Genomic DNA, 26,455 nt, shown 5'->3' with positions numbered 1-26,455 from the left:
GGCGCTTACCTCAGTTTCAACGTAGCAAGGCCGACCAACACCAGAATCACGGTGATGATCCAGAAACGGACGATCACACGAGGCTCGGGCCAGCCCTTGAGTTCAAAGTGGTGATGGATCGGTGCCATGCGAAAAACGCGGCGGCCGGTCAACTTAAACGATGCGACCTGAATGACGACTGACAGGGTCTCCATTACAAAGACCCCACCCATGATGAACAGCACGATTTCCTGGCGAACGATGACCGCGATGGTGCCCAGCGCCGCGCCCAGCGCCAGCGCGCCGACATCGCCCATGAACACTTGCGCCGGATAGGTGTTGAACCAGAGAAAGCCCAGCCCCGCACCAATCAACGCGCCACAGAAGACAATCAGCTCGCCCGCCCCTGGCACGTAGGGAATCAGCAGGTATTCGGCGAATTTCACGTTGCCCGACAGGTAGCAGAAGATCCCCAGCGCGCCGCCGACCATCACGGTTGGCATGATCGCCAGACCGTCCAGGCCATCCGTGAGGTTCACGGCATTGCTTGAGCCGACGATCACGAAGTAGGTCAGCACGACGAAACCAATGCCCAGCGGGATGCTGAAGTCCTTGAGCATCGGGATCAGCAGCGTGGTTTCCACCGGCGATTGCGCAGTCATATAAAGGAAGATGGCTGCACCCAGACCGAACACCGATTGCCAGAAATACTTCCAGCGGCTCGGCAGACCTCGCGAGTTCTTCTCGATCACTTTGCGGTAGTCGTCCACCCAGCCGATCGCGCCAAACAGCAGCGTGACGATCAGCACAACCCACACATAGCGGTTGCTCAGGTCGGCCCAGAGAAGTGTGGCGATACCGATCGCCGACAGAATCAGCGCGCCGCCCATGGTCGGCGTGCCCGACTTGGACAGGTGTGACTGAGGACCGTCGTTACGCACGGATTGGCCGATCTGCTTGCTCTGCAGGGCGCGGATCATCCACGGGCCCAGGCACAGGGACAGCGACAGTGCGGTGAGCACGCCAAGGATCCCGCGCAGGGTCAGGTACTGAAAGACCGCAAAGCCTTTGTAGAACTGTTGCAGATACTCGGCCAGCAGCAGCAGCATTAATGTTTCTCCAGGCGTGTTCCGCATAAGGCCGCTACGACGTTTTCCATCGCAGCGCTGCGTGAACCTTTAATCAAAATGGTGGTGTTTTTATCGTGCTCGGCGCCGAGGGCTTCGATCAGCTCGGCCTGAGTTTCAAAATGGCGGGCATCCTGCCCGAAAGCCTTGACCGCATGGGCCATCAACGGACCGACGGCATACAGCGCGTCGACCTTGCCGACCGCATACTCGCCAACGTCGCGATGGCCCTGCTCGGCCCAGGCGCCCAACTCGCCGATATCACCCAGCACCAGCACCTTGCGGCCCGTGAACCCGGTGAGGATATCGGTCGCGGCAGCCACCGATGTGGGGTTGGCGTTGTAGGTGTCGTCAATGACGCGCATGCCGTTTGGCGCAAGTTGCGCGACGGTACGGCCCTTGACCGGCTGCACGCTGTCGAGCCCGGCAACGATGCCTGGCAGTGAAACATCAAGCGCATGAGCAGCTGCCGCGGCGGCCAATGCGTTGGCGACGTTGTGCGCGCCCAGCAGATTCAATTGAACAGGCGCCGATCCGCTTGGGCTGTTCAGCGTGAATGTCGGGCACCCGCGTGCGTCGATACCCAGATCACTGGCATAGAAATCGGCGCGGCTGTTATTGCGCGCGAAACTCAGCACCTTGCGCGAACCGGCACGGGCTTTCCAGATTTCGAAAGCGGTGTCGTCGAGGTTCAGCACGGCGACCCCGCGCGCATCCAGGCCTTCAATGATTTCGCCTTTGGCTTCAACGATCTTGTCCGGGCCGCCGAACTCGCCTACGTGAGCCGTACCCGCGTTGGTCAACACCGAGACGTGAGGCTTGGTCAGGCTGACGGTGAATGCGATCTCGCCCACTCGCGAAGCGCCCAGCTCAATGACGGCCGCGTCAACTTCAGGTCCGAGCTCCAGCAACGTCAACGGGACGCCCAGCTCATTATTGAGGTTGCCCCGCGTGGCCAGCACCGGACCACGGGTACGAAGAATGCTCGCGAGCATCTCCTTGACGGTGGTCTTGCCGCTGGAACCGGTGATTGCAGCGACCGGCTTGTCGAGAAAGGCGTTACGGTTCAGCGCACCGAGCTGGGCCAAGGCCTTGCGGGTGTCGCCGACGATCAACTGGGGCAACGAACTGCCGGGAATCTCGCGTTCGACGAGCGCGCCAACCGCACCCTTTGCAGCGACCTGATCAAGATAATCGTGGCCGTCAAAACGCGGCCCGGTCAGCGCTACGAACAATTGGCCGGGCGTGATCGCTCGGCTGTCGATGCTAACGCCGGAGAAATTGCAGTCCTGACCGACCCGGCGCGCGTCGAGCGGCACGAGCAGTTCGCTGAATGAAAGCGGCTTAAGCATGTGCGGCCTCCCAGGCGTCGAGCGCCTTGGTGGCTTCATGCAAATCGGAAAACGGCTGACGCTGCCCGTTGATCTCCTGGTAATCCTCATGGCCCTTGCCGGCCAGCACGATCACGTCGGCTGCCGACGCCTGAGCGATCACTTGAGCGATGGCCTGGCCGCGACCGGCGACAAAATGAACGGCGTCGGGCGATGAGAACCCTTTGCGGATGTCATCGAAGATACGCGTCGGGTCTTCGCTGCGCGGATTGTCGTCGGTCACCCACACGTTGTCCGCCAGACGCTCGACCACTTCAGCCATCAGCGGGCGCTTGCCGCTGTCGCGATCTCCGCCGCAACCGAACAGGCAAGTCAGCTGACCTTTAGCGTGCGGTCGCAAAGCGCCAAGGACTTTATCCAGTGCGTCGGGCGTGTGCGCATAATCGACCACCACCAACGGGCGCGAGCCGCCGCCCAGACGCTGCATCCGGCCCTCCGGACCTTCCAGCGTCGGCAGCACTTTAAGAATGTCATCCAGCGGGTAATCCAGCCCCATCAATGCGCCGACAGCGGCCAGCACATTGCTCAGGTTGAAGCGCCCGAGCAGGCTGCTGCGCAATGCGTGACTGCCCTGTGGCGTCACCAATGTTGCGCGCACGCCATCGTCGTCGAAGCGAGCATCGCGGCAAACCAGGTAGGCGCCGCTGTCTTCCTGGCTGTAAGTAATCAGACGCGACGCATGCGGCGAAGCAGCGAGCTGGCGACCGAAATCGTCATCCAGATTAAGCACACGGCAACGCAGATCGCTCCAGGCGAACAGCTTGGCCTTGGCTTCAGCGTAGGCCTCCATCGTGCCGTGGTAATCCAGATGATCACGCGACAGATTGGTCATCACGGCCACGTCGAACGCCAGCGCGGTGACCCGCCCTTGGTCGAGCCCGTGGGACGACACTTCCATGGCAATGGCCTTGGCTCCGGCCCTTTTCAGGTCGTAAAGCGTCGACTGCACCGAGATCGGATCAGGTGTGGTGTGGATGCCGCTTTTAAGGTCGCTATAAAAGCCGGTGCCCAGCGTGCCAATAATGCCGCAGTGCTGCCCCAGCTTATCCAGGGCCTGCGCGACTAACTGGGTTACGCTGGTTTTGCCGTTGGTGCCGGTTACGCCTATCAGGTTCAGGTTGCGGCTCGGATCGCCATAAAAACGTCCGGCGATGTCAGACAGCTGCGCCGCGAGCCCTTTGACCGGAATCATCGGAATGTCGGTAATCGGCAGCACCTTGGCGCCTTCGACTTCATAGGCAATTGCCGCCGCGCCATGGGCAATGGCGTCGGTGATGTGATCGCGACCGTCAACCCTCAGGCCCGGGATCGCCAGAAACAGATCGCCGGGACGCACCTTGCGGCTGTCCAGGGTCAGTTCGCGAATCAACAGATCACGGTTGCACTGCGCGAATATCTTGCTCAGGTTCAGGGACATCAGCCGCGTCCTCCCTTGACTGGAGCGACGGCGGGGGCCGCGTTGGCTTGTTGCTCTGGCGGCACGGGCGCAAGGTTGTCCGGGCGCACGTTCATCAAACGCAGCGTGCCCGACATCACCTTGCTGAACACCGGAGCGGAAACCAGACCACCGAAGTAGCCGCCCTTGCTCGGTTCATCGATTACTACAACCACGGCGTAACGCGGGTTGCTCATGGGCCCGAAACCGGCAAACAGCGAACGGTAGGAATTCTCGGCGTAGCCCTTGGTGCCTACGGAGGTCTTACGCGCCGTACCGGACTTGCCCGCCACGTGATAAGACGGCACACGGGCACGGTAAACGCCGCGCGGGTCTTCGATGACTTGCTGCAACATGCCCTGCAACGTTTTGGCTGTCGCTTCCGGAATGGCCTGCACCGAATCGGCGGGCGTGTCGGTCTTCAAAATGGTCAGCGGCACGATCTTGCCGTTGTTGGCCAGCGCCGCGTAGGCGTGCACCAGCTGCAGTGCCGTCACTGACAGGCCGTAGCCATACGACAGCGTGGCAGTTTCAGCTTTGCGCCACTCGCGGTAGTTCGGCAGGTTGCCCACACGCTCGCCGGGGAAGCCGAGGCCGGTGTACTGGCCCAGCCCCACACGCTGCATGGCGCGGAAGATGGCTTCGCCACCTACGTCGAATGCCACTTTGCTCATGCCGACGTTACTGGAGTTGATCAGGATTCCGGTCAGGTCGAGGATCGGGCCTTCCGTCTTGGTCACGTCGCGAATGGTGTATTTGCCGATCTGCAAAGTGCCTGGGTAAACCTCGACTTTGTCACTCGGCTTCCAGCGGCCGCTGTCCAGTGCTGCGGTCATGGAAATCGGCTTCATGGTCGAACCCGGCTCGAACACGTCAATGATCGCGCGGTTACGCATCGCGGCCGGCACCATGGTGCGGCGGTTGTTGGGGTTGTAGGTCGGCTGATTGACCATCGCCAGCACTTCGCCGGTCTTCACGTCCATGATCACCAGGCTGCCGGCCTTGGCGTCGTTTTCCTGAATGGCGTTGCGTAGCTCGCGGGTCGCGAGGTACTGCAGGCGCAAGTCAATAGACAAAGCCAAGGTCTTGCCGGCCTTGGCGTTTTTCTTCACTTGCAGGTCTTTGATCATCCTGCCGCGCCGGTCCTTGATGACCTGCCGTTTGCCGGGCACGCCAGCGAGCCAGTCTTCATAAGCCAGCTCTACGCCTTCGCGACCATGATCATCGAGGTCGGTGAAGCCGACCATGTGCGCGGTAACGTCACCGGCAGGATAAAAACGTCGAAACTCTTCCTTGCCGTAAACGCCTGGCACTTTCAGATCAAGTACGGACTGGCCCTGCTCCGGGGTCAAGCCACGGACCAGATAGATAAACTCTTTGCTTGCCTGTTCGTTGAGACGGTCTGTCAGCGCTTTCGGGTCTTGTCCAAGTGCCTGCGCGAGCTGGGTCCATTTGGTTTTGTCCGCCTGCATCTCGGACGGGTTTGCCCAAATGGTGGTCACCGGGGTACTGACAGCCAGCGGCTCACCGTTGCGGTCAGTGATCAAACCACGGTGAGCAGGGATCGAGACGGTGCGCAGGCTGCGCGCATCGCCCTGCTCGATGAGAAAACGATGGTCAATGACCTGCAGGTCGACAATGCGATAGCAGATCGCGATAACCATGACCGACAGCAAGCCGACCACGACGCGGAACCGCCACGGATACAGTGCGCCTTCAAGCTTCATCATGGCGACACCATCCGGATGTCCGCGGCGTTGGGGATGCGCATTTTCAGCTGATCGGTGGCCAGGGCTTCGATACGGCTATGGGCGGTCCAGGTGCTTTGCTCAAGAATCAGACGACCCCACTCGGCCTGAGCCTTGTCGCGCACGCTGAGCTCGCCATAAAGGGAGTTGAGCAACTGCCGGTTCCAGTGCGCGCTGTAGGCAACGCCAATCGCCGAGACCAGCACGGCGATAAACAGCATCAGCATGAAGAAGCTGCCGCCTGGCAACGGCTTGAAGAAACCCCGGCTCATCGGAGCTTCTCCGCAACGCGCATGACGGCGCTGCGCGAACGCGGATTGCCGCGAGTCTCTTCCTCAGAAGCAAACTGCGCCTTGCCAATCAGTTTGATGCGCGGTTCGAACGCCTGATGACGGATCGGCAGATTGCGCGGCAAGTTGTCGGCCTCACCCTTGACCAGCTTGCGCATGAACAGCTTGACGATGCGGTCTTCCAGCGAATGAAAGCTGATGACCACCAGACGACCGCCGACTTCAAGAACGTCCAGCGCGGCTTCCAGGCCGGCTTCCAGGTCGCCCAGTTCATTATTGACGTGAATGCGCAGCCCCTGGAACGCGCGGGTCGCCGGGTTCTTGCCCTTTTCCCACGCAGGGTTGGCGACCTTCAACACTTCGGCGAGATCGCCGGTGCGCTCGAAAGGCTGGGTTTCGCGACGGGCCACGACTGCGCCGGCCATACGCCGGGAAAACCGCTCTTCGCCGTACTCCTTGAAGACACGGGCGATTTCTTCTGCAGGGGCGGTATTAACGAATTCGGCAGCGCTCACCCCGCGAGACGGGTCCATGCGCATGTCCAGCGGGCCATCGTTCATGAAACTGAAGCCGCGCTCGGGGTCGTCGAGTTGAGGCGATGAGACGCCGAGGTCGAGCAAAATGCCGCTGACGTTTCCCGCCAACCCGCGCGCTTGAGCTTCTGCGCCGAGCTCAGCAAAGCTGCGCTGCACAATGACAAAGCGGCCGTCTTCGGCCGCCAGCGTTTGCCCGGTGGCAATCGCCTGGGGGTCTTTATCGAATCCGAGCAGCCGACCCTCCGTGCCCAGGTTCTGCAGGATAAGGCGGCTGTGTCCGCCACGTCCGAAGGTGCCATCCAGATAGCAGCCATCGGCGCGCACTGCGAGAGCCTCGACGGCTTCTTCGAGCAGTACGGTGATGTGGGTAAAGCCGCTATTCGTAGTCACAGGATCAAATCACGCAGTTCATCGGGCATCGCGCCCGGTTTTTGAATGGCCGCAAGGTCCGCATCAGCAAGTGCGTTCCAGGCGTCCTCATCCCACAGTTGAAACTTGTTGAGCTGGCCTACCAGCATCACTCGCTTGTCGAGCTTGGCGTATTCACGCAAACGTGGCGGCACCAGGAAACGCCCACTGCCGTCCAGCTCCAGATCCACAGCATTGCCAATCAACAGGCGCTGCAGACGACGATTTTCTTCACGGAACGTGGCGAGCTCGCGCAGCTTGGCTTCGATCAGCTCCCATTCGGGCAGCGGATAGATGCACAAGCACGGGTCGACGGTATCGATGGTGACAATCAACTGGCCGGCGCTACGCGAATCCAACTCGTCGCGGTACCGGCTCGGCATAGCGAGACGGCCCTTTGCATCGAGATTGATTGCGTTTGCACCACGGAACACAGGCGCGATCTCCAAATATTATCTTTTTGGGCCGAAAAAACCCACTTCACGCCACTTTCCGCCACTCGCGCACACTATAGGAATGCGCCCACCACACCGTCAAGGCGACTTCACTAGGAAAACCCTTACAGGACGGATATTTAGGAGCACTTACGCAGGAGATATGGTGGATTTCGGAACGGTCCTACGGATATTTCCTAGGACAAACAGACAGATGGGTACACAAGTTAATGTGATTTGTGAGGTTTAAGATTTTTTTGGCATTACAAGGAGGGAAAAATCGTACAAACGAGGGGAAGAAAAGGAGGTGGAGAGTCGATCTGTAAGCCGGGTTCTGTCGAGGACAGTCATTCCTCTACGATGGCCATCACTGGACATCTTTAGCAACCTACCCGGTTCCAGCGCGGGCCACGCCTTGGAACCCTATTTGGTCTTGCTCCGAGTGGGGTTTACCTAGCCACGAACTGTTGCCAGACGTGCGGTGCGCTCTTACCGCACCTTTTCACCCTTACCGGCACCGAAGTGCTTAGGCGGTTATTTTCTGTGGCACTTTCCGTAGGCTCACGCCCCCCAGGCGTTACCTGGCACTCCGCCCTATGGAGCCCGGACTTTCCTCCCCCCTCCATTGCAGAACAATGAAAGGCAGCGACTGTCCAATCGACTCTCCGCCGCCAAGGTTAATGGGAGGGCTGCGCAAGAACAAGCATTAATCAGCCTCCAGGCCATTTACCGAGCCGATCGCGACATCTCGTCACATGCCTTTCTGTTTATCCAGCGCGACCTGATAGAGAAGGTTCTTGCGTACGCCGGTGATTTCCGCTGCCAGCGCTGCGGCGCGTTTAAGCGGCATTTCTTCGAGCAGCAAGTCGAGCACCCGCCGCGCCTCGGCGCCAATTACATCCTCGCCCTCGGGCTCGCTCCAGCCGGCCACCAGCACCACGCACTCGCCGCGCTGCTGATTACTGTCGCCTTCTACGAAAGCACGTAGCTCCGACAGCGGCAGCCCTTTGAGGGTTTCGAACGTTTTCGTCAATTCACGCCCAAGCACTGCGGGACGCTCCGGCCCGAAGATTTCTTCCATGTCCTGAAGGCACTCAAGGATGCGATGGGGCGCCTCGTAAAAAATCAGCGTGCGGGGTTCTTCCTTGACGAGCTCCAGACGCGCCTTGCGGCCCACCGACTTGGCCGGCAAAAAGCCTTCAAAAATGAAACGGTCCGAGGGCAATCCGGCTGCAGACAGCGCCGCGATCAACGCGCAGGCGCCCGGGACAGGAATGACCTGTATACCCGCAGCACGTGCCTGCCGGACCAGGTGGTAACCGGGGTCGGAGATCAGCGGCGTCCCGGCATCGGAAATCAGCGCCACGTCATCACCTGCCAGCAGGCGAGTGATAAACCGGCTGCCCTCCTCGCGCTCGTTATGTTCGTGACAAGCGGCAAGCGGCGTCGGGATGCCGAAGTGCTGCATCAGTCGTAACGAGTGGCGGGTATCTTCGGCGGCGATCAGGGAGACGTCGCGCAGCACCTTCAAGGCGCGCGCACTCATGTCGTCCAGGTTGCCAATCGGTGTGGCCACCACATAAAGCGCGCCTGTAGTGGAATTCGAAGCACCTGGAGCAGTCAAAGCGCACACCTCATGTTGTGTAAAAGCCCGCATTGTACAGGCTGCGGCCGACAAAACAGGAAGCCGCACGCCGTGAGCCGGAAATGCAATGCGAAGCCCAGCACCACGGCAGCGACTCCGCGACAGCTCGACTATTGTCATCTGACGCACCAGGGAGACGAGCAATATCGCCGCTTTAACGCCTTCAACGTCGCGCCCTGGCCAGTGCTTGGGTACACTTCCACGCTAATTTGCTCGAGTATCAGGAACATACACATGATCGCTTGCCTGCGGCTGTTCTCTGCCCTCTGCCTGGCTGCCCTTCTGGCTGCCTGTGCCGGTTCGCCCTCCTCCAGCCTTGGCGAACTGCCACGCACCCCCGATGCCAGCATCGAACAACTGCTCGAACAAGCTGCCGCGGCGAAATCGCCAGATCAGGCAGCGTTGCTGAAACTGACGGCGGCAGATCTTGCAGCCCGCCAGAACAACCCCAGCCGCGCCGCGAGCATTCTCGAACAAGTGCAGATGGACCTGCTCAAAACCGATAAACAAATCTACGCCAACGTCCTGTCTGCCGAGCTTGCACTGGGTCGCAGCCAGCCCAAAGCCGCGCTGACCGCCCTCAACCACCCAAGCCTGCAACATCTGGGCGAGATGCCGGTTGACCTGCAAACCCGCGCACACACCGTACGGGCCCGTGCCTTTGAAGCGGACGGCCAGACCCTCGCGGCAGCCAGTGAGCGCGTGTTCATGGGCCCGCTGCTGCAAGGCGACGCCCTGACCGCCAACAACGATGCTATCTGGACCCTGGTGGCGGCGCTCCCGCCCGAGCAGCTGCAAAGCGCGGCAAACGATGACATGGGTGGCTGGCTGAGTCTGGCACGCGCGGTCAAAGGCGCTGGCACACTGGAACAACAGCAAGCAGCAATCGACAACTGGAAAGCGCAAAACCCGCAACACCCGGCAGCGCGTCAGTTACCGACTGCTCTTGCCCAGCTGCGTGAACTGAAAAGCCAGCCGCTGACCAAGATCGCCTTGCTGCTGCCGCAGGACGGGCCTCTCGCGTCGGTGTCGCGCGCACTGCGAGACGGCTTCATGGCCGCCAACTATCAGGCCCAGCAAGCAGGCGAAAAGCCGCCGGCCATTGAGGTGTTCGACAGTTCCCGCGTGACGTCGATGGATGCTTTCTACGAGCAAGCGAAAGCGGCCGGCGTGCAACTGGTGGTCGGCCCACTGGAGAAGCCACTGGTCAAACAACTCAGCGCTCGTCCCCAGTTGCCGATCACCACCCTGGCATTGAACTACAGTGATTCCGGCGCCCAAGGGCCTGCGGAGCTGTTCCAGTTCGGTCTGGCAGCCGAAGACGAAGCCCGTGAAGTGGCACGTCGCGCCTGGGCGGATGGCAAGCGCAGTGCGGTTGCCATGGTGCCGAAGGGTGAATGGGGTGACCGTGTGCTGGAGGCGTTCCGTCAGAGCTGGCAAGCCAAAGGCGGCACCTTGCTGGGTGCTGAACGCATCGATCAACCCGTTGCACTGGCTCAGCAAGTGGCGGATCTGTTCCAGCTGCGCAACAGCGAAGGCCGCGCCCAACGCGTGCAGAGCGCAACAGGCACGCAAATGGCCGCTCAGCCTTCCCGCCGTCAGGACGTGGATTTCATGTTCCTCGCCGCCACGCCGCAGCAGGCCCAGCAGATCAAGCCGACCATGGTGTTCCAGTACGCAGGTGACGTGCCGGTCTATGCCACTTCGCACCTGTTCACCAACAGCGGCGATCCGGCGATGTACAACGATCTCAATGGCGTGCGCTTCTGCGAGACACCATGGCTGCTCAACGCCAATGACCCGCTGCGTCAGCAAGTCACGGCTCAGTGGCCGCAAGCCGCCGGCAGCCTCGGACGCCTGTACGCCATGGGCATCGACGCCTATCGCCTGGCACCACGCCTGACGCAACTGAAGACTCTGCCCGACAGCCGCATCGATGGCTTGTCCGGCAGCCTGGCGATTGGTCAGGGTCAGCGCATCGAGCGTCAACTGCCCTGGGCAGAGTTCATGGACGGCAAGGTGCAACGCCTGCCGGACACCGCGCCTTGACCACACGCAATACCCGTCAAACCGCAGGGCGCGAGGCAGAAGCCTGCGCCCTGCGTCATCTGCAAGCGCATGGATTACAACTGATTGCGCGCAACTGGTTATGCAAACGCGGCGAGCTTGATCTGGTCATGCTCGACGGCGATACAGTAGTATTCGTCGAAGTTCGGTATCGTCGTCACGCAGGTTGGGGTGGCGCACTGGAAAGCGTCGATTTTCGCAAGCAGGCAAAGCTCTCGCTGGCGGCTCAGTCCTTTCTTCAAAGCGAGTCATGTTGGGCGGATTCGCCGTGTCGCTTCGACGTCGTGGCGATCAATGGAGACCCGGGTACATCGCCTGCGCTGAACTGGCTGACCAACGCTTTCGACTGCTGAAACTGCGATACCCCGTGAGACGCGCTGCGCAACAGCCGCTTTCCCGGCTAAAGCCGATCCTGCCGAAAAAACGAACACACTGGCTCTTTTGCTCTTTGCTTTGCGGGCTGCACAGTTTTGTGCCGGGACGCCGATGATCCATCGGAGGCCGCCCGACCAGCCGCCCTTATTAAGGTTTTCATAGATGGACATGCAATCCCGAATTCGCCAGCTTTTTCAGGCCAGCATCGACACCAAGCAACAGGCAATGGACGTGGTCGCCCCTCACATCGAGCAAGCCAGCCAGGTCATGGTCAACGCCCTGCTCAACGAAGGCAAAATGCTCGCCTGCGGCAACGGCGGTTCGGCTGGCGATGCACAGCACTTTTCCTCGGAGCTGCTCAATCGGTTTGAACGCGAGCGGCCTAGCCTGCCTGCCATTGCGCTGACGACCGACACCTCCACCATCACCTCCATTGCCAACGACTACAGCTTCAACGAAATCTTCTCCAAACAGATTCGTGCGCTGGGCCAACCGGGCGATGTGCTGCTGGCGATCTCGACCAGTGGCAATTCGGCGAACATTATTCAGGCCATCCAGGCCGCACATGATCGTGAAATGATTGTCGTAGCCATGACCGGTCGCGACGGCGGCGACGTTGCATCGCTGCTATTGCCGGAGGACGTCGAAATCCGCGTTCCGGCAAAAGTCACCGCACGTATTCAGGAAGTCCATCTGCTGGCGATCCACTGCCTTTGCGACTTGATCGACAGCCAACTGTTCGGGAGTGAAGAATGATATCCAAACGTCTTAGCCTGCTGGCCCTGACGCTCTGCCTGGGCGTCAGCGGGTGCAGCTCGGTAATCAACGCCAGTCGCGAAGCCCCCATCGATGATGACCGCGGCACCCGTACCTTCGGCAGCAAGATCGATGACTCACTGATCGAAACCAAAGTCTCGGTGAACATCGCCAAGGCCAACCCCGATCTGGACAACGCCTCCCACATCGTTGTGACCAGCTTCAATGGCATCGTGCTGCTGGCCGGCCAGACGCCGCGCGCTGACCTCAAGCAACTGGCCGAACAGACTGCCAGCCAGGTGCAGAAGGTCAAGAAGGTCAACAACGAGCTGCAGGTGACTGGCCCGTCGTCGATGCTGGCGCGCAGCAATGACGCCTGGCTGACGAGTAAGATCAAAACCGAGATGCTTACCGACAGCACCATCCCGGGTTCGCGCATCAAGGTTGTGACCGAAAACGGCATCGTCTATCTGCTGGGTCTGCTGACCCAGGCCGAAGCCACCCGCGCCACAAACCTGGTGCAAGGCGTCGGCGGCGTGCAGAAGATTGTGAAGCTGTTTGAGTACATCGACTGACGGGCTTCTGCCACTCGACAGGCACAAAAAAGGCGATCCTTGGGGATCGCCTTTTTCGTTGTTGCGCACGCGGACTACTTCACCACTTTCAGACTCGGCCGGCCAGTCGGGCGTGGCGGCTCATCGTCCGGTGGCGGCATGTCATCGTCGACTTCGAGGTCTTCGTCCTCGCCCACGACGGGTTCCAGATCGAAGACCATGCCCTGCCCGTTCTCGCGGGCATAGATGCCCATGATCGCCGCAATCGGCACAAACAGGCTGTGTGGAACGCCACCAAAGCGGCCTTCAAAGCTCACCGCTTCGTTGTCCATGTGCAAATGGCGAACGGCGCTCGGTGAAATGTTCAAAACGATTTGCCCGTCATTGGCAAAACCTTGCGGGACTTGCACCGCCGGGTACTCGGCATTGACGAGAACGTGCGGCGTGCAATCGTTATCCACGATCCACTCATACAACGCGCGGATCAGATAAGGGCGACTGGAGTTCATCAAACGGCTCCTAAGGCCTTAGCGCATGTCACGTTCGACACCAGACAGACTTGCCTGAAATGCCTCACGCGCAAACTGGCGCTCCATATAATCAAGCAGCGGCTTGGCGGGCCGCGGCAATTCAATACCCAAAATCGGCAGGCGCCAGAGTATGGGCAATAGACAGCAGTCGACCAGACTTTGCTCGTCGCTCAGGAAAAAAGGCTTATCCGCGAACAACGGCGACACGCCGGTCAGGCTTTCGCGCAATTCCTTGCGCGCCTGAACGCGAGCAGCTTCTTTGCTGCGCGGGTCCAGAATCAGGTCCACCAGACCGCACCAGTCGCGCTGAATCCGGTGGATCAGCAAACGGCTATTGGCACGCGCCACCGGATAAACCGGCAGCAGCGGCGGATGGGGATAACGCTCATCCAGGTATTCCATCACCACCGTCGACTCGTATAACGCCAGGTCACGGTCGACCAGGGTAGGCACGCTGCCGTACGGATTCACCTCGATCAACTTGGGCGGATGACGGCCCTCGACAACTTCGATGATCTCGGCGCTGACACCTTTCTCGGCGAGCACAATGCGCACGCGATGGGAATAGTGGTCGGCGGGGTCGGAGTAACAGGCCAACCGATTGGTCACGCCCATGGCGGTCCTCCTCGCTTGTAGATATTCAAAAAGCAGAAATACGGATGCGCCACGACGGCGCCTTCGGCGATGTCCGCGATGATCGGGTGTTCAACGCGGGCGACAAGATAGCTCATTTACTCAAGGTAGATCCTGCAATCTTCAGCCCGCCATCATACCTGCTCCGCGCCCGATACTCGAAACGGTCTGGTCAGCACCGCCAGGACCAGTGATTCAAACAGCGCCTTAGTTAACGTCCTTCCAGTATTCGCGCTTGAGCAAGTAGGCAAGGATGAGCAGCACAGCGAGGTACATCAGCACATAAATACCGATGCGCTGACGCTGCAGCGCGGCGGGGTCAGCCGAATAAACGAGAAAGGAGACCAGATTTCTCAGCTTCTCGTTGAATTGCGCCTCGGTCAGAGAACCGGTGTTGGGTACCACGGCGAGCTGATCGCACGTGTGAGGACTCAGGCCCGAGACGGCAGGCGTCGTGCGTGGTGTGTTGCCTTCCTCGACGGGTCCTGCCTGGGTGCAGTCAAGCCTCTGACGGCCCTGTAGCCCTTCCAGCACGTTGGGCATGCCCGTGTTGGGGAAGACGGTGTTGTTGACGCCCCACGGCCGCGTGGGGTCCTCGTAGAACGAACGGAGGTAGGCATACAGCCAGTCAGTGCCGCGCACTTGCGCGACGAGGGTCAGATCGGGCGGTGGTGTGCCGAACCAGGCTTTTGCATCCGCAGGCTGCATGCCGATGTCCATGTGATCGCCAATCCTGGCCCCGGTGAACACCAGCTCCTTCATCATCACGGCGTGAGGGATGCCGAGGTCATCCGCGACCCGCTCGTAACGCTGGAATTTTGCGCTGTGACATCCCATGCAATAACTGACGAAGGTGCGTGCACCGTCCTGCATCGCTGCCTTGTCTGAAACGTCGACATCGACGCGCTCCAGTGCGGTGTCGTGGCCGGCGGCGAACGTCCACGCCGGCAGCAGGCTGATCAGCAGTATTGCCAGCATTGCCCTCATCGGCTTGTCACTCTGTCCGGCACCGGCTTTGTCCGCTCGATGCGCGTATAGAACGGCATCAGGATTAAACAGGCGAAATACAGAGCTGTGCAGAGCTGCGCCAGCACGGTACGAGCCGGAGTGGGCGGCACAATCCCCAGCACGCCCAATGTCAGGAACGACAGGCAGAACACCAGCAGCGCGACCCGGCTCATCCAGCCCTTGTAACGCATTGATTTGACCGGGCTGCGGTCGAGCCACGGCAGCACGAAGAGCATGGCGATAGCAGCGCCCATGGCCATGACGCCAAGCAGCTTGTCCGGGACGGCGCGCAAGATGGCGTAAAACGGTGTGAAGTACCAGACCGGCGCAATGTGCTCTGGTGTCTTGAGCGCATTAGCCTGCTCGAAGTTAGGCCTCTCCAGGAAATAACCACCCATCTGTGGATAGAAAAACACCACTGAACAGAAGATCACCAGAAACACCACGACGCCGAAAATGTCCTTGACCGTGTAATAGGGATGAAAGGGAATGCCGTCCAGCGGACGACCGTTCTCGTCCTTGCGCAGGTTGATATCAATGCCGTCGGGATTGTTGGAGCCCACTTCATGCAACGCCATTATGTGCAGCACGACGAGGCCCAGAATCATGATGGGCAGGGCGACGACGTGCAGTGCGAAAAAGCGGTTGAGCGTTATCCCCGAGACCAGATAATCCCCGCGTATCCATTGCGCCAGATCGTTGCCGATCACGGGAATGGCGCCGAACAGCGAAATGATTACCTGCGCCCCCCAGTAGGACATCTGCCCCCACGGCAGCAGATAGCCCGTGAACGCTTCGGCCATCAGAGCAAGGTAAATCAACATCCCAAACACCCAGACCAGTTCGCGAGGCTTCTGGTATGAGCCATAGAGCAGGCCGCGGAACATGTGCAGGTAGATGACGATGAAAAACGCCGACGCGCCGGTTGAATGCAGCAACCGCAGGATCGAGCCGTATCCGACGTCCCGCATGATGTATTCGATCGAGGCAAAAGCCCCCTCTGCCGTAGGTGTGTAGTTCATGGTCAGCCAGATACCGGTCAAGATCTGGTTGATCAGCACCACCAGCGCCAGCGAGCCGAAGATGTAGAAAAAGTTTAGGTTCCTGGGCACGTAGTATTGGCTGAGATGCTCCTCCCACAGCGAGGTCACCGGGAGGCGCGCGTTGATCCACTCCATGAGCTTGCTCATCACGCGTTCTCCTGGTCGATACCAATGACGATGACCGAATCGGACTCGTAGGAATGCGGTGGCACCGGCAGATTCAACGGCGCCGGCTGCGACTTGTAGACTCGCCCGGCCAAGTCGTAACGCGAGCCATGACACGGACAGAAATAGCCGCCGATCCAATCCTTGCCCAAGTCGACTGGCGCAACGTCGGGGCGAAAGGTGGGCGAGCATCCCAGGTGGGTGCAGATGCCCACCAGCAGCACGATCTCAGGCCGAATAGAACGCAGCGCCGGATCGACGTAGCCAGGTTGAGCGGAGTCATGAGACGCGGGGTCGGCGAGCTCGCCGATGAGCCCGCCGAGACGGGAGAGGATTTCGGGCGTGCGGCGCAGAATGAACACCGGCTGACCGCGCCATTCAGCAATCATCTGCTGCCCGGGCTCAATCTTGCTCACGTTGATTTTGACCGGTGCGCCTGCGGCTCTTGCCTTGGCGCTCGGGAACCAGGAGCCGACGAAAGGCACCGAAGCGCCCACCACTCCCGCCGCGCCCACTACCGAAGTTGCCCTCACGAGGAAGCGACGCCGGCCTGTGTTGACGCTGTCATGATCCATTGCGTCCTCTCCGGTCGATGTCAAAGGTCTGTCTGGCAGGCGCTCGACGGTGGGTCATCTGGCAGAGGCCTGCCGAATGGTAATGATCGCTGCTTGAAGTCTCAAGGCCGATGCCTACTCATGCTCAAGATGCTTGTCGGCGTGGCCGGTGAAGGCGTCGAACCATTAATGGACGACCATAAAAAAACGCCCAGCCCCATGAAGGGACTGAGCGTTCTTTTTGAACGAAAGCGAATTAACGCTTCGAGTACTGCGGACGCTTACGCGCTTTACGCAGACCGACTTTCTTACGTTCAACTTCGCGAGCATCGCGAGTTACGAAACCTGCTTTGCGCAGAGCGCCGCGCAGGGTTTCGTCGTACTGCATCAGAGCGCGGGTGATACCGTGGCGGATTGCGCCAGCTTGACCACTCACACCACCGCCGATGACAGTGACGTAGATGTCGAATTTCTCGACAGTCTGAGTCAGTTCCAGCGGCTGACGAACTACCATGCGGGCAGTTTCGCGACCGAAGAACGTGTCCAGGGAACGGTTGTTGATGGAGATGTTACCGGTGCCCGGACGCAGGAAAACGCGAGCGGTTGCGGTCTTGCGACGGCCAGTGCCGTAATTTTGAGTCGCCGACATAATGAACTATTCCGTTAAAACTTCAGTTCTTGGGGCTGCTGAGCAGTATGAGGGTGTGCAGCGCCCGCATAGACTTTCAGCTTACGATACATGTCGCGACCCAGCGGGTTCTTAGGCAGCATGCCTTTGACCGCGGTCTCGATCACGCGCTCAGGAGCTTTGGCGATCAGCTTTTCAAAGTTGATCGACTTGATCCCGCCCGGGAAACCGGAGTGAGAGTAGTAGATCTTGTCGGTGGTCTTGGCACCGGTCACACGGATCTGCTCGGCATTGATGACGACAATGTAGTCGCCAGTATCAACGTGCGGAGTGTATTCCGGCTTGTGCTTGCCACGCAGACGGCTCGCGATTTCAGTGGCCAGACGACCCAGGGTCTGACCAGCAGCGTCGACGACGAACCAGTCGCGCTTTACTGTTTCCGGTTTAGCGGTAAAAGTTTTCATTCTTTATAGCCTCAAAGGCCGCCCTGAAAAATAGACGGCGGAGCATACTCATTAGTACGGTCTTTGACAAGTCAAAGGCCGCCGGGCACGAACGCTATAGGGGGCTCGGGTCAGCGCGTTCGATCGCAGCGGTTTCTTTTGTTGCAGGGCATCACTCCCGCAACAAAGAGGTGCGGAATTATGCAGATTGCGAAAAAAATTTCAACCTGCTTTTATGGCTCTTTTAAACAGGAGAGCCAAATGGACTACCGCCAACTGGGCAGAACCGACCTCAATGTCAGCGCAATCTGCCTCGGCACCATGACCTGGGGCGAGCAGAACAGCCAGTCCGAGGCCTTCGCGCAGATCGAACGGGCCAAGGCCGCCGGCATCAATTTCATCGACACCGCCGAGATGTACCCGGTCCCGCCAAAGAAGGAAACCTACGCCAGTACCGAGACGATCATCGGTAACTGGTTCAAGCAGAGCGGTGACCGCGCCTACTGGATCCTCGCCAGCAAAATCGCGGGGCCCGGCAACGGCATCGATTACATTCGCGACGGTCAGCTGAAATTCAACCGCAGTCACATCGTCGCCGCTCTGGATGCGAGCCTCAAACGCCTGCAGACCGACTACCTCGACCTCTATCAGCTGCACTGGCCGGAGCGCAGCACCAATTTCTTCGGCAAGCTGGGTTACAGCCACACCGATGAGCCATTCACCCCTCTGCTGGAAGTGCTTGAAGCGCTGGATGAGCAGGTCAAGGCCGGCAAGATTCGCCACGTGGGCCTGTCGAACGAAACCCCGTGGGGCACGATGAAGTTTCTGGCTGAATCAGACGCTCGCGGACTGACACGCCCTGTGTCTATCCAGAATCCCTATAACCTGCTCAACCGAAGCTTTGAAGTGGGCCTGGCCGAAGTGGCGATCCGCGAACAGTGCGGCCTGCTGGCCTACTCGCCCATGGCATTCGGTATGTTGTCCGGCAAGTACGCCGACGGCGCCCGCCCCGCCAAGGGCAGGTTGAGCCTGTACAGCCGCTTCACCCGTTATTTCAATCCGCAATCGGAAGCGGCGTGTGCACGCTACGTTGCGCTGGCGCGTGAGCACGGTCTTGACCCCGCTCAAATGGCCCTCGCGTTCGTGACCGGACGCAGCTTTGTCACCAGCAACATCATCGGTGCGACGACGATGGAGCAGCTGGAAAGCAACCTGGCGAGCGCAGAACTGGTGTTGTCCGATGAGGTGCTGGCGGGCATCGAGGCAATCCACAAGGATCAACCCAATCCTGCGCCTTGATGGGTAACCCCCTGTAGAAGCGCGTTTGCCCTTTATGTCCAGTCTGACAGTCAGGATGCTTCGACTGACTGCCCAGACTGTCGCGGGCAGGCGCGCGCTTACAGATCTGCATTGTCACCCGCTCTGAGCAACAGTTATTCCCACCACCACGCGCAGGCGCGTTACAGCGACACTGGACACATTCGGCAAAAAATAAGACGATCACGCCGTTGCTTGACCACTTTCCCATATAAGAACAACAGATCATGTCTATTCAACCCAACGCGCCCTTGCGGCGTGTCAGCATTCTTGCGATCGATGGAATTTTCGCCTCCACGCTCATGCAGGCCAAAGACTTCTTTCACCTGGCCAGCCTGCGCTATGGCAAGCAGCTGGGACAAGGTTTCAAGCCTGCGTTCGAGACCCGGCTGGTCAGCCCGGACGGCAAAGAGGTCCGCAGTTTCAGCGGCGTCGTGATTCCGGTAGACGGCGCGCTTGAACACAGCGACATCATTATCCTTCCCGCCTTCGTCGAAGATTTCGACACCCTGCGCGCGCGTTACCCGCAAATCCTGCCATGGCTAAGTGAGCAACATGCACGGGGCGCAGTGCTGTGTGGTGAAGCGAGTGGTGTGTTCTGGCTGGGGGATTCAGGGCTGCTGGATGGCAAAGAAGCAACGACGTACTGGCGGTTCTTCAACGAGTTCGCAGAGCGCTTCCCAAACGTGCTGCTCAATCAGGACAAGCATCTCACCGACGCCGACAATCTGTATTGCGCAGGCGGTTCGATTTCAGCCTGTGACCTTTATATCTATCTGATTGAGCGCTTTTGCGGCGCCCATGTCGCACAGACCGTCGCCCGCGACATTCTCTATGAAGTGCAGCGCAGTTACGCACCGGGCCGCATTGGCTTCGGCGGGCAGAAACTGCATCAGGACGTGATCATCCTGCAGATCCAGCACTGGCTCGAAGAACACTTCGCCGACAAATTCCGTTTCGAGGACGTGGCGCGGGAGCACGGCATGAGCATTCGCAACTTCATGCGCCGGTTTCAGACAGCGACAGGCGACAAGCCCCTGCACTACCTGCAACGGCTGCGCATCGAAACCGCGAAAGGCCTGCTGTCCGGATCGCGCAAGAGCATCAAGACCATCAGTTACGAAGTCGGCTACGACGATGCCAGCTTCTTCGCGCGGTTGTTCCGTCAGCACACCGACCTTTCGCCGAACCAGTATCGGCAGCAGTTTCAGCAGGCGGCCTAGAATCAGCTGCAAGCTGCAAGAATGGTAAGTGCCATTTCTTGCAGCTAGAAGCTTGCAGCTCGTAGCTGCTTTAGGGCTTATGCGCCCGCGACAGGAATTCGTGGGACTGCATTTCAAGCAACCGGCTCAGCGTGCGCTGGAATTCGAAGTTCAGCCGGCCACCGGTGTACAGGTCTTTCAATTCGACTTCAGCCGAGATGATCAACTTGACGTTGCGGTCATAGAACTCGTCGACCATGTTAATGAACCGACGCGCGATGTCATCCGTCGTCACGCTCATCTGCTCGACGCCGCTGAGCAGCACCGCGTGGAAGATCTTGCCCAGCTCGATGTAGTCGTTCTGGCTGCGCGGACCGTCGCACAGCTCACGGAAGTCGAACCACGCCACATCGTCACAGGTACGGATGGCTTTGATCTGCCGGTTTTCGATGATCAGCACATCATTCTCGACAGCTTTGGTGCATTCAGGGGTCAGCGCGCGGAAGCTCTTGCGCATGCTGTCCTCAGCCGCCTCGTTCAACGGGAAATGGAACAGCTCGGCCTGCTCCAGATGACGCAGGCGATAATCAACCCCACTGTCGACGTTGACGATCTCGGTGTTCTGTTTGATCAATGCAATCGCCGGCAGGAACCGCGCGCGCTGCAGACCGTCCTTGTAAAGGCCGTCCGGCACGATGTTCGAGGTCGCGACGAGGGTCACGCCGTTCTTGAACAGCTCTTCCATCAACGTGCCAAGGATCATCGCATCGGTAATGTCGGAGACGAAGAATTCGTCGAAGCAGATCACCCGGGCTTCCTGGGCAAACTGTTTGGCGATGAGGGTGAGCGGGTTCTTCTCGCCCTTGAGGTTCTTCATCTCTTCGTGGACGCGCTTCATGAAGCGGTGAAAGTGCGTGCGCGTCTTGTCTTCAAACGGGAGCGATTCAAAGAAGGTGTCGACCAGGTAGGTTTTGCCACGGCCCACACCGCCCCAGAAATACAGCCCCTTCACCACCGAGACCTCTTTCTTGCCGAACAGCTTGCCGAACAGGCCCGGCTTGCTGTCGTGGGCGGCGACCAGATCGTCGTACAGACGCTGCAGATGGCGCACCGCATTCTCTTGCGCGGCGTCATGGAAAAAGTCCGGACGCTTGAGGTCAGCTTGGTATCGTTCTAGAGGGGTCATAGTCGCTTGCAAGGGAGCAAAAACGGGCCGTCACTGTAGCGATGGCCCATTGGAATGGCAATTAATCCTGTTGTGGCGCCAGCGCCAGTTTCAGGCTCTCGATCGCGGCATCGCGGGCGGCCGCATCCGCGAACGCCGGGCTGTCTGCAACACAGGCGTCATCCAGCCATACAGCGAAAGCGTCGCCCTGGGCCCGGATGTCCAGCTCACCGCCCTGCTGCAGCTGTTTGGTCACTGCGCCAGCCGCTTTACCGTCCGCGAAGTTGCGCGACAGCAGCAACTGCTCGCCGTCAGCCGCCAGCAGGCGGAAGCGGAAACTGCCGTCGTCTTCGCGGAAGCTGACAAAACGCGCGCCTTTGGTGGCCTTCTTCTTCGTGGCGGTCACAGCGTGCGCTGCAGTGCGGAATGAACGCAGGCCAACCGCTTCGCGCAACTCGCCTAAAAACGGAGTAGCGACGCGCCGGGCTTTCCGGGCGCCGGCCTGCAGGATGTCTTCCAGATCCGCCGGCCGTTCGATCAACTGATGGTAATGCTCGCGGGCTTCGCCCAATTCGGCATCCAAGAGCTGAAACAGGCGCTGCTTGGCATCGCCCCAGCCCAGCCCCTGCAACAGGTCAGCGTGAAATTCGTCGCTTTGTGCCTTTGTGGCAAAGGCCTGATACAGCGTGAACAGGTGCGAATTGTCTGGGTCCTTTGCTTCGCCAGGCAGGCGCGAGTCGGTGACGATTCGGGAGATCGCCTCCTTCACGTCCTTGGCGCTGGTGAACAACGGGACGGTATTGTCGTAGCTTTTCGACATCTTGCGGCCATCCAGGCCCGGCAGGGTCGCGACGCTTTCCTCGATCAGCGCTTCAGGCATCACGAAGAATTCTTTGCCATTGCCGAACAGGTGGTTGAACCGCTGACCGATATCGCGCGCCATTTCGACATGTTGTATCTGGTCACGGCCGACCGGCACCTGGTGAGCGTTGAACATCAGGATGTCGGCGGCCATCAGCACCGGGTAACTGAAAAGCCCCATGGTGATGCCGGCATCCGGGTCTTCGCCGGCTTCGACGTTCTTGTCCACCGATGCCTTGTAGGCGTGGGCGCGGTTGAGCAGGCCTTTGCCCGCCACGCAGGTCAGCAGCCAGGTGAGCTCCGGGATCTCCGGAATATCGGACTGTCGATAAAACGTGACACGCTCGACGTCCAGCCCTGCTGCCAGCCAGGTCGCGGCGATTTCCAGACGCGAGCGCTGAATGCGCAGCGGGTCATCGCATTTGATCAGGGCGTGGTAATCAGCCAGGAAGTAGAACGAATCGGCGTTGCTCTGGCGGCTGGCGACGATGGCAGGGCGAATGGCCCCGGCATAATTGCCCAGGTGCGGCGTGCCGGTGGTGGTAATACCGGTCAGGATACGAGTGGTCATGGCTAGTCGCTTATTTTGGGTACGGCAATCAGTTCGAGAGGCGCGGCAGAATCAGATCCTTGAGATCGGTCAGCTTGCCGTGAAAAAAGTGCCCGCATTCTGCCACTTTCAGCAGCTCATGGGGGCGCGGGAGTTTGTCGGACCAGTCGTACACAACTTGTGGGTCAACGACTTCGTCGGTCTCCGGCTGAATGAGGGTCAAAGTGCCCCTCTGTGGCACGGCTTCCAGCGTCGCAATGCGCATCACGGCGGGGGCCACCATAAACAGATGGCTCAGGGTTTCGCCTTGCGCTTCCAGACGACCGCCCAGCGTGGCGGCCACAAAACCGCCGAAGGAGAACCCGAACAAGGTCATGGGCAGTTCGGGATGTTTGCTGCGCAGCCAGGCCGCAGCAGCCTGGGCGTCATCGACTTCACCCTCACCCATGTCCGAGCTGCCGGCGCTCGCGCCAACGCCGCGGTAGTTGAAACGCAGGGTGATGAAACCGGCATCACGTGCGGTACGCTGCAGCGTCGAGATCACTTTATTGAGCATCGTGCCGCCCTGAACCGGGTTAGGATGGCATATCAGCGCGATGCCCTTGGCCTCTTCAATATCGAGGTACAGGGCTTCGAGTTGGCCCGCCGGGCCGTCGATGAATACAGGGGTCTCACGCATGAGCAAGAATGAACTCCGTGACCTTCAATTGGGTCGACTCGTCTAGCTGATTGTCTGCGCCTGACAGGCTGGCGACGCGTCGCCGCTATACAGCGCAGGTTCGAGCCGTTAACGTAAAGCAAAGCCGTTTATAGAGGAAGGACTCGTGGATTACTCGCTCTTAGTTTGGTTGCTGCCGACCATCGCCTTGGTCGTTGGTGTGATCATCGGTTTCTTCGTGGCGCGCGCGCTGCCCAATGCCGTGCCTAATGGGACTCAGCGCCAGCTGGATGACGTTCAGGAGCGGTTCGACACTTATCAGCACGAAGTGATCACTCACTTCAACAGCACGGCGAATCTGGTGCAGAAGCTGTCGCAAAGCTACCACGATGTTCAGGAGCATCTCGCCGAAGGCGCCAACCGCCTGGCCACCGACGACATCACCCGTCAACGTTTGCTGGCAGCATTGCACCCGGATGCCCTTCAGCCGCCTCGGGACCGGTTAACGCCGCCGCGCACCGCTGCCGAGCCGCCCAAGGACTACGCGCCAAAAGCGCCTGACTCACCGGGCATGCTGGACGAGCATTACGGCCTGAAGAAGTAAGCGCACACGGTTCGCCAAAGCCCGCCCCTGAGGTACTCAGCGGCGGGCTTTTTTTGGGCGTCGGAAATGCCTTACAGATTTTTCGGAGTCAGCCGGTTACGCGTTTTTCTGGGCAGCTCTACCATCCTCGTTATTCAGGAGGGGGCATGAGCATTATCAGGACCATCATGATGTGCGTCGTCGTCACAGGTTGCGTGTCGGTGAACTGCCTGGAGGATTGCTACATCACAGAGCAGACAAAATATCAGTCTCGATGGGAAGCGGTATGCGATACGCAGACGTTTGATCGGCGATGCGAGGGGCGCGCGCCCGTTCAGCCTGCCTGGTGATCCGGCAGGGCCAGCTTTCGCGAGCAAGCGTCTTGGCAAAGCCCACAACGCCGGCATGGAACCGGACCGTATAAAAAACCCGCCATCACTGGCGGGTTTTTTGTGCAGCGAACGGCGTTTAAATCACGCTACGGGCTCGCAACAGATCCAGCACCTGCTTGACGCTTTCTTCAACGTTCAAAGACTGCGTGTCGATGACCAGGTCTGCGTCCAGGGGTACGTCGTACGGGAAGGACTCACCCGGGATGTTGTCCTTGTCGGCGGCGTAGAGCCCTTGCGGATCACGCTCGCGGCAGACCTGTGGCGAAGCCTGAACGTAAACAGTGATCAGGCGATCATCACCGATAAGGGCCTTGGCATTCTGCCGACCACCCGCATCCGGAGCGACAAAGGCCGCAAGGGTCAGCAGGCCCGCTTCGTTGAACTGACGCGCAACGTGAGCGGCACGACGCCAGTTCTCGGTGCGGCCGGCGCGATCCTGTGGCAAGCCTTTGTTCAGGTCATGACGCAGGTTCTGACCGTCAAGGACGAACACCGCGCGGCCCATGTCGAACAGCTTGCGCTCCACGGCATACGCCAGAGTACTTTTGCCGGCGCCCGACAGACCGCTAAACAGCACGGTCGCAGGCTTCTGGCCGAAGCGCTGGGCCCGCTCTTCGACAGACACATGGGCCAGCGCGCCGTGGTGGCTCCCGCCGCCTGCCGTCACTGGCTTGGCGATGATCATGCCGGCCGCGACGGTACCGTTGGTCAACCGGTCGATAACGATGAACGCGCCCGTGGTGCGGTTGCTGTCGTAGCCATCGAGGGCAATCGGTGCGTCCAGCGCAATCTTCACGCGGCCGATTTCGTTGAGCTGCAGGGAGCTGGCAGGGCCCTCCTCCAGCGTGTTGACGTCGACGCGATGACTGATGCTGGCGATGGAGCCCGGCACGTAGGACGTTGCGCGTTTAATGTCGTATTTCTTGCCCGGCAGCATGGGCTCTTCGGCCATCCACACAAGCATGGCGTCAAAGGCGTCGGCCACTTGCGGCACGTTGTCGGCATGCACCAGCAGGTCGCCACGGGAAATGTCGATTTCGTCTTCCATGGTCAGGGTAACCGCCTGACCCGGCCCTGCCTGCTCCAGTTCACCCTCGAACGTGACGATGGATTTCACTCGGCTGCTCTTGCCCGACGGCAGCACAACGACTTCATCGCCCTTGTGCACGATGCCGCTCGCCAGGGTACCGGCGAAGCCACGGAAATTCAGGTTCGGCCGGTTAACGTATTGCACCGGGAAACGCAGGTCAGAGAAGTTGCGGTCGTTGGCGATTTCGACGGTCTCAAGAATCTCCATCAACGACTGGCCGGTGTACCAGGGCGAACGCTCGCTCTTGTTGACCACGTTGTCGCCTTTCAGGGCTGACATCGGCACGAACGCCATGGTCGTCGGTTTCAGCGCGATGCGATCGGCAAAGGTCAGATAATCGGCCTTGATTTGCTCGAAGACGTTCTCGTCGAAGCCATTGAGGTCCATCTTATTGATGGCCACCACAATGTGCTTGATGCCCAGCAGCGAAGCGATGTAGCTGTGGCGCTTGGTCTGGGTCTGCACGCCATAGCGGGCGTCGACCAGGATGATCGCCAGATCACAGGTGGACGCACCGGTGGCCATGTTGCGGGTGTACTGCTCATGGCCGGGGGTGTCAGCGATGATGAATTTGCGTTTCGAGGTCGAAAAATAGCGGTAGGCGACATCGATGGTGATGCCCTGCTCCCGCTCGGCCTGCAGGCCATCGACCAGAAGCGCGAGATCGACGTCATCGCCGGTGGTACCGGATTTCTTCGAATCACGGGTAATGGCTTCAAGATGATCCTCGTAGATCATTTTGGAGTCGTGCAGCAGACGCCCGATCAACGTGCTCTTGCCGTCGTCGACGTTGCCACAGGTCAGGAAACGCAGCATTTCCTTGCGTTCGTGCTGGCCCAGATAGGCGAGGATGTCCTCGCTGATCAATTCAGATTGATGCGACATGTT

Annotated in this window: 27 protein-coding genes and 1 other RNA gene; 7 read left to right on the top strand and 21 right to left on the bottom strand. The window is 59.7% G+C overall.

The genetic code is table 11. From position 1 onward, the window contains the following. Positions 1 to 5: 5 nt before the first annotated feature. The 9 genes from mraY to rsmI all read right to left on the bottom strand — a co-directional run bounded on the left by mraY (position 6) and on the right by rsmI (position 9,005). Positions 6 to 1,088 (bottom strand): phospho-N-acetylmuramoyl-pentapeptide-transferase, encoded by a 1,083-nt coding sequence (mraY, locus tag QRN48_RS13780; protein ID WP_037014691.1) that lies wholly within the window; start codon positions 1,086 to 1,088, stop codon positions 6 to 8. Beyond that, positions 1,088 to 2,458: a UDP-N-acetylmuramoyl-tripeptide--D-alanyl-D-alanine ligase gene (locus tag QRN48_RS13775; RefSeq protein ID WP_191942960.1), complete on the bottom strand. Its 1,371-nt coding sequence runs from the start codon at positions 2,456 to 2,458 to the stop codon at positions 1,088 to 1,090. The genes mraY and QRN48_RS13775 overlap by 1 nt, the downstream gene beginning before the upstream one ends. Next, complete coding sequence (locus QRN48_RS13770) at positions 2,451 to 3,914, bottom strand: UDP-N-acetylmuramoyl-L-alanyl-D-glutamate--2,6-diaminopimelate ligase (RefSeq protein ID WP_285351152.1); 1,464 nt, start codon at positions 3,912 to 3,914, stop codon at positions 2,451 to 2,453. Before QRN48_RS13770 ends, QRN48_RS13775 begins: the two co-directional genes overlap by 8 nt. Then, the gene (locus QRN48_RS13765) at positions 3,914 to 5,659 is read right to left on the bottom strand and encodes a peptidoglycan D,D-transpeptidase FtsI family protein (RefSeq protein ID WP_194733905.1); all 1,746 of its coding nucleotides are present in this window, start codon (positions 5,657 to 5,659) and stop codon (positions 3,914 to 3,916) included. The genes QRN48_RS13770 and QRN48_RS13765 overlap by 1 nt, the downstream gene beginning before the upstream one ends. Beyond that, positions 5,659 to 5,952 (bottom strand): cell division protein FtsL, encoded by a 294-nt coding sequence (ftsL, locus tag QRN48_RS13760; RefSeq protein ID WP_037014701.1) that lies wholly within the window; start codon positions 5,950 to 5,952, stop codon positions 5,659 to 5,661. The genes QRN48_RS13765 and ftsL overlap by 1 nt, the downstream gene beginning before the upstream one ends. Beyond that, the gene (gene rsmH, locus QRN48_RS13755; protein ID WP_285351149.1) at positions 5,949 to 6,896 is read right to left on the bottom strand and encodes a 16S rRNA (cytosine(1402)-N(4))-methyltransferase RsmH; all 948 of its coding nucleotides are present in this window, start codon (positions 6,894 to 6,896) and stop codon (positions 5,949 to 5,951) included. Before rsmH ends, ftsL begins: the two co-directional genes overlap by 4 nt. Further along, entirely contained in the window at positions 6,893 to 7,348 is a 456-nt protein-coding gene (gene mraZ, locus QRN48_RS13750) for a division/cell wall cluster transcriptional repressor MraZ (protein WP_037017349.1), read from the bottom strand. Before mraZ ends, rsmH begins: the two co-directional genes overlap by 4 nt. Before the next feature lie 307 nt (positions 7,349 to 7,655). Continuing rightward, positions 7,656 to 8,013, bottom strand: an RNA gene (gene rnpB, locus QRN48_RS13745) — RNase P RNA component class A. An 86-nt stretch (positions 8,014 to 8,099) separates the two neighbouring features. Beyond that, positions 8,100 to 9,005: a 16S rRNA (cytidine(1402)-2'-O)-methyltransferase gene (gene rsmI / locus QRN48_RS13740; RefSeq protein ID WP_081955399.1), complete on the bottom strand. Its 906-nt coding sequence runs from the start codon at positions 9,003 to 9,005 to the stop codon at positions 8,100 to 8,102. A 222-nt stretch (positions 9,006 to 9,227) separates the two neighbouring features. On the opposite strand from rsmI, the gene QRN48_RS13735 reads away from it, so the two are divergent. From QRN48_RS13735 to QRN48_RS13720, 4 genes are all read left to right on the top strand, one after another. Then, positions 9,228 to 11,042: a penicillin-binding protein activator gene (locus tag QRN48_RS13735; protein WP_285351147.1), complete on the top strand. Its 1,815-nt coding sequence runs from the start codon at positions 9,228 to 9,230 to the stop codon at positions 11,040 to 11,042. Beyond that, the gene (locus QRN48_RS13730) at positions 11,039 to 11,413 is read left to right on the top strand and encodes a YraN family protein (RefSeq protein WP_191942957.1); all 375 of its coding nucleotides are present in this window, start codon (positions 11,039 to 11,041) and stop codon (positions 11,411 to 11,413) included. The genes QRN48_RS13735 and QRN48_RS13730 overlap by 4 nt, the downstream gene beginning before the upstream one ends. Positions 11,414 to 11,597: 184 nt before the next feature. Continuing rightward, the gene (locus tag QRN48_RS13725; RefSeq protein WP_037014714.1) at positions 11,598 to 12,191 is read left to right on the top strand and encodes a phosphoheptose isomerase; all 594 of its coding nucleotides are present in this window, start codon (positions 11,598 to 11,600) and stop codon (positions 12,189 to 12,191) included. After that, a complete protein-coding gene (locus tag QRN48_RS13720; RefSeq protein ID WP_037014715.1) occupies positions 12,188 to 12,766 on the top strand; it encodes a BON domain-containing protein in 579 nt (192 codons plus the stop codon). The genes QRN48_RS13725 and QRN48_RS13720 overlap by 4 nt, the downstream gene beginning before the upstream one ends. Before the next feature lie 74 nt (positions 12,767 to 12,840). Here QRN48_RS13720 and QRN48_RS13715 read toward each other — a convergent pair whose 3' ends face one another. From QRN48_RS13715 to rplM, 8 genes are all read right to left on the bottom strand, one after another. Next, on the bottom strand, positions 12,841 to 13,254 hold the full coding sequence (locus QRN48_RS13715) for a ClpXP protease specificity-enhancing factor (protein WP_037014719.1): 414 nt from the start codon (positions 13,252 to 13,254) through the stop codon (positions 12,841 to 12,843). Between the two features lie 18 nt (positions 13,255 to 13,272). Continuing rightward, the gene (locus QRN48_RS13710) at positions 13,273 to 13,890 is read right to left on the bottom strand and encodes a glutathione S-transferase N-terminal domain-containing protein (RefSeq protein WP_037014722.1); all 618 of its coding nucleotides are present in this window, start codon (positions 13,888 to 13,890) and stop codon (positions 13,273 to 13,275) included. Next, a complete protein-coding gene (locus QRN48_RS13705) occupies positions 13,881 to 14,006 on the bottom strand; it encodes a hypothetical protein (RefSeq protein ID WP_274603638.1) in 126 nt (41 codons plus the stop codon). Before QRN48_RS13705 ends, QRN48_RS13710 begins: the two co-directional genes overlap by 10 nt. 109 nt (positions 14,007 to 14,115) lie before the next feature. After that, on the bottom strand, positions 14,116 to 14,895 hold the full coding sequence (locus QRN48_RS13700; RefSeq protein WP_191942956.1) for a cytochrome c1: 780 nt from the start codon (positions 14,893 to 14,895) through the stop codon (positions 14,116 to 14,118). Next, positions 14,892 to 16,106: a cytochrome b gene (locus tag QRN48_RS13695; RefSeq protein WP_191942955.1), complete on the bottom strand. Its 1,215-nt coding sequence runs from the start codon at positions 16,104 to 16,106 to the stop codon at positions 14,892 to 14,894. The genes QRN48_RS13700 and QRN48_RS13695 overlap by 4 nt, the downstream gene beginning before the upstream one ends. Then, positions 16,106 to 16,699: a ubiquinol-cytochrome c reductase iron-sulfur subunit gene (gene petA, locus QRN48_RS13690; RefSeq protein WP_037014728.1), complete on the bottom strand. Its 594-nt coding sequence runs from the start codon at positions 16,697 to 16,699 to the stop codon at positions 16,106 to 16,108. Before petA ends, QRN48_RS13695 begins: the two co-directional genes overlap by 1 nt. A gap of 235 nt (positions 16,700 to 16,934) precedes the next feature. Continuing rightward, positions 16,935 to 17,327 (bottom strand): 30S ribosomal protein S9, encoded by a 393-nt coding sequence (gene rpsI / locus QRN48_RS13685; RefSeq protein WP_037014730.1) that lies wholly within the window; start codon positions 17,325 to 17,327, stop codon positions 16,935 to 16,937. A gap of 14 nt (positions 17,328 to 17,341) precedes the next feature. Next, positions 17,342 to 17,770: a 50S ribosomal protein L13 gene (gene rplM / locus QRN48_RS13680; protein ID WP_019693576.1), complete on the bottom strand. Its 429-nt coding sequence runs from the start codon at positions 17,768 to 17,770 to the stop codon at positions 17,342 to 17,344. A gap of 240 nt (positions 17,771 to 18,010) precedes the next feature. Between rplM and QRN48_RS13675 the strand changes: the two genes are divergently transcribed. Continuing rightward, positions 18,011 to 19,048, top strand: coding sequence for an NADP(H)-dependent aldo-keto reductase (locus QRN48_RS13675; RefSeq protein ID WP_285351138.1), 1,038 nt, complete (start codon positions 18,011 to 18,013; stop codon positions 19,046 to 19,048). 344 nt (positions 19,049 to 19,392) lie between these two features. Further along, the gene (locus tag QRN48_RS13670; RefSeq protein WP_191943103.1) at positions 19,393 to 20,289 is read left to right on the top strand and encodes a GlxA family transcriptional regulator; all 897 of its coding nucleotides are present in this window, start codon (positions 19,393 to 19,395) and stop codon (positions 20,287 to 20,289) included. Positions 20,290 to 20,359: 70 nt separating this feature from the next. Here the strand turns inward: QRN48_RS13670 and zapE are convergent, their stop codons facing one another. The 3 genes from zapE to QRN48_RS13655 form a co-directional block, all read right to left on the bottom strand. Then, the gene (zapE, locus tag QRN48_RS13665) at positions 20,360 to 21,454 is read right to left on the bottom strand and encodes a cell division protein ZapE (RefSeq protein ID WP_037014738.1); all 1,095 of its coding nucleotides are present in this window, start codon (positions 21,452 to 21,454) and stop codon (positions 20,360 to 20,362) included. Positions 21,455 to 21,515: 61 nt separating this feature from the next. After that, entirely contained in the window at positions 21,516 to 22,865 is a 1,350-nt protein-coding gene (locus tag QRN48_RS13660; protein WP_191942954.1) for a tryptophan--tRNA ligase, read from the bottom strand. 28 nt (positions 22,866 to 22,893) lie between these two features. Further along, positions 22,894 to 23,523, bottom strand: a complete 630-nt coding sequence (locus QRN48_RS13655) for an alpha/beta hydrolase (RefSeq protein ID WP_191942953.1) — start codon at positions 23,521 to 23,523, stop codon at positions 22,894 to 22,896. A gap of 145 nt (positions 23,524 to 23,668) precedes the next feature. On the opposite strand from QRN48_RS13655, the gene QRN48_RS13650 reads away from it, so the two are divergent. Beyond that, positions 23,669 to 24,106: a Z-ring associated ZapG family protein gene (locus tag QRN48_RS13650; protein WP_037014744.1), complete on the top strand. Its 438-nt coding sequence runs from the start codon at positions 23,669 to 23,671 to the stop codon at positions 24,104 to 24,106. A gap of 447 nt (positions 24,107 to 24,553) precedes the next feature. On the opposite strand, the gene cysN is transcribed toward QRN48_RS13650, so the two are convergent. Beyond that, positions 24,554 to 26,452: a sulfate adenylyltransferase subunit CysN gene (gene cysN, locus QRN48_RS13645; RefSeq protein ID WP_037014749.1), complete on the bottom strand. Its 1,899-nt coding sequence runs from the start codon at positions 26,450 to 26,452 to the stop codon at positions 24,554 to 24,556. Positions 26,453 to 26,455: the final 3 nt, after the last annotated feature.

Origin of the sequence: Pseudomonas sp. ME-P-057 (assembly GCF_030208975.1) — a bacterium.
Classification (GTDB): Bacteria; Pseudomonadota; Gammaproteobacteria; order Pseudomonadales; family Pseudomonadaceae; genus Aquipseudomonas; species Aquipseudomonas lutea.
This window is presented reverse-complemented; position numbering and strand designations above follow the sequence as displayed.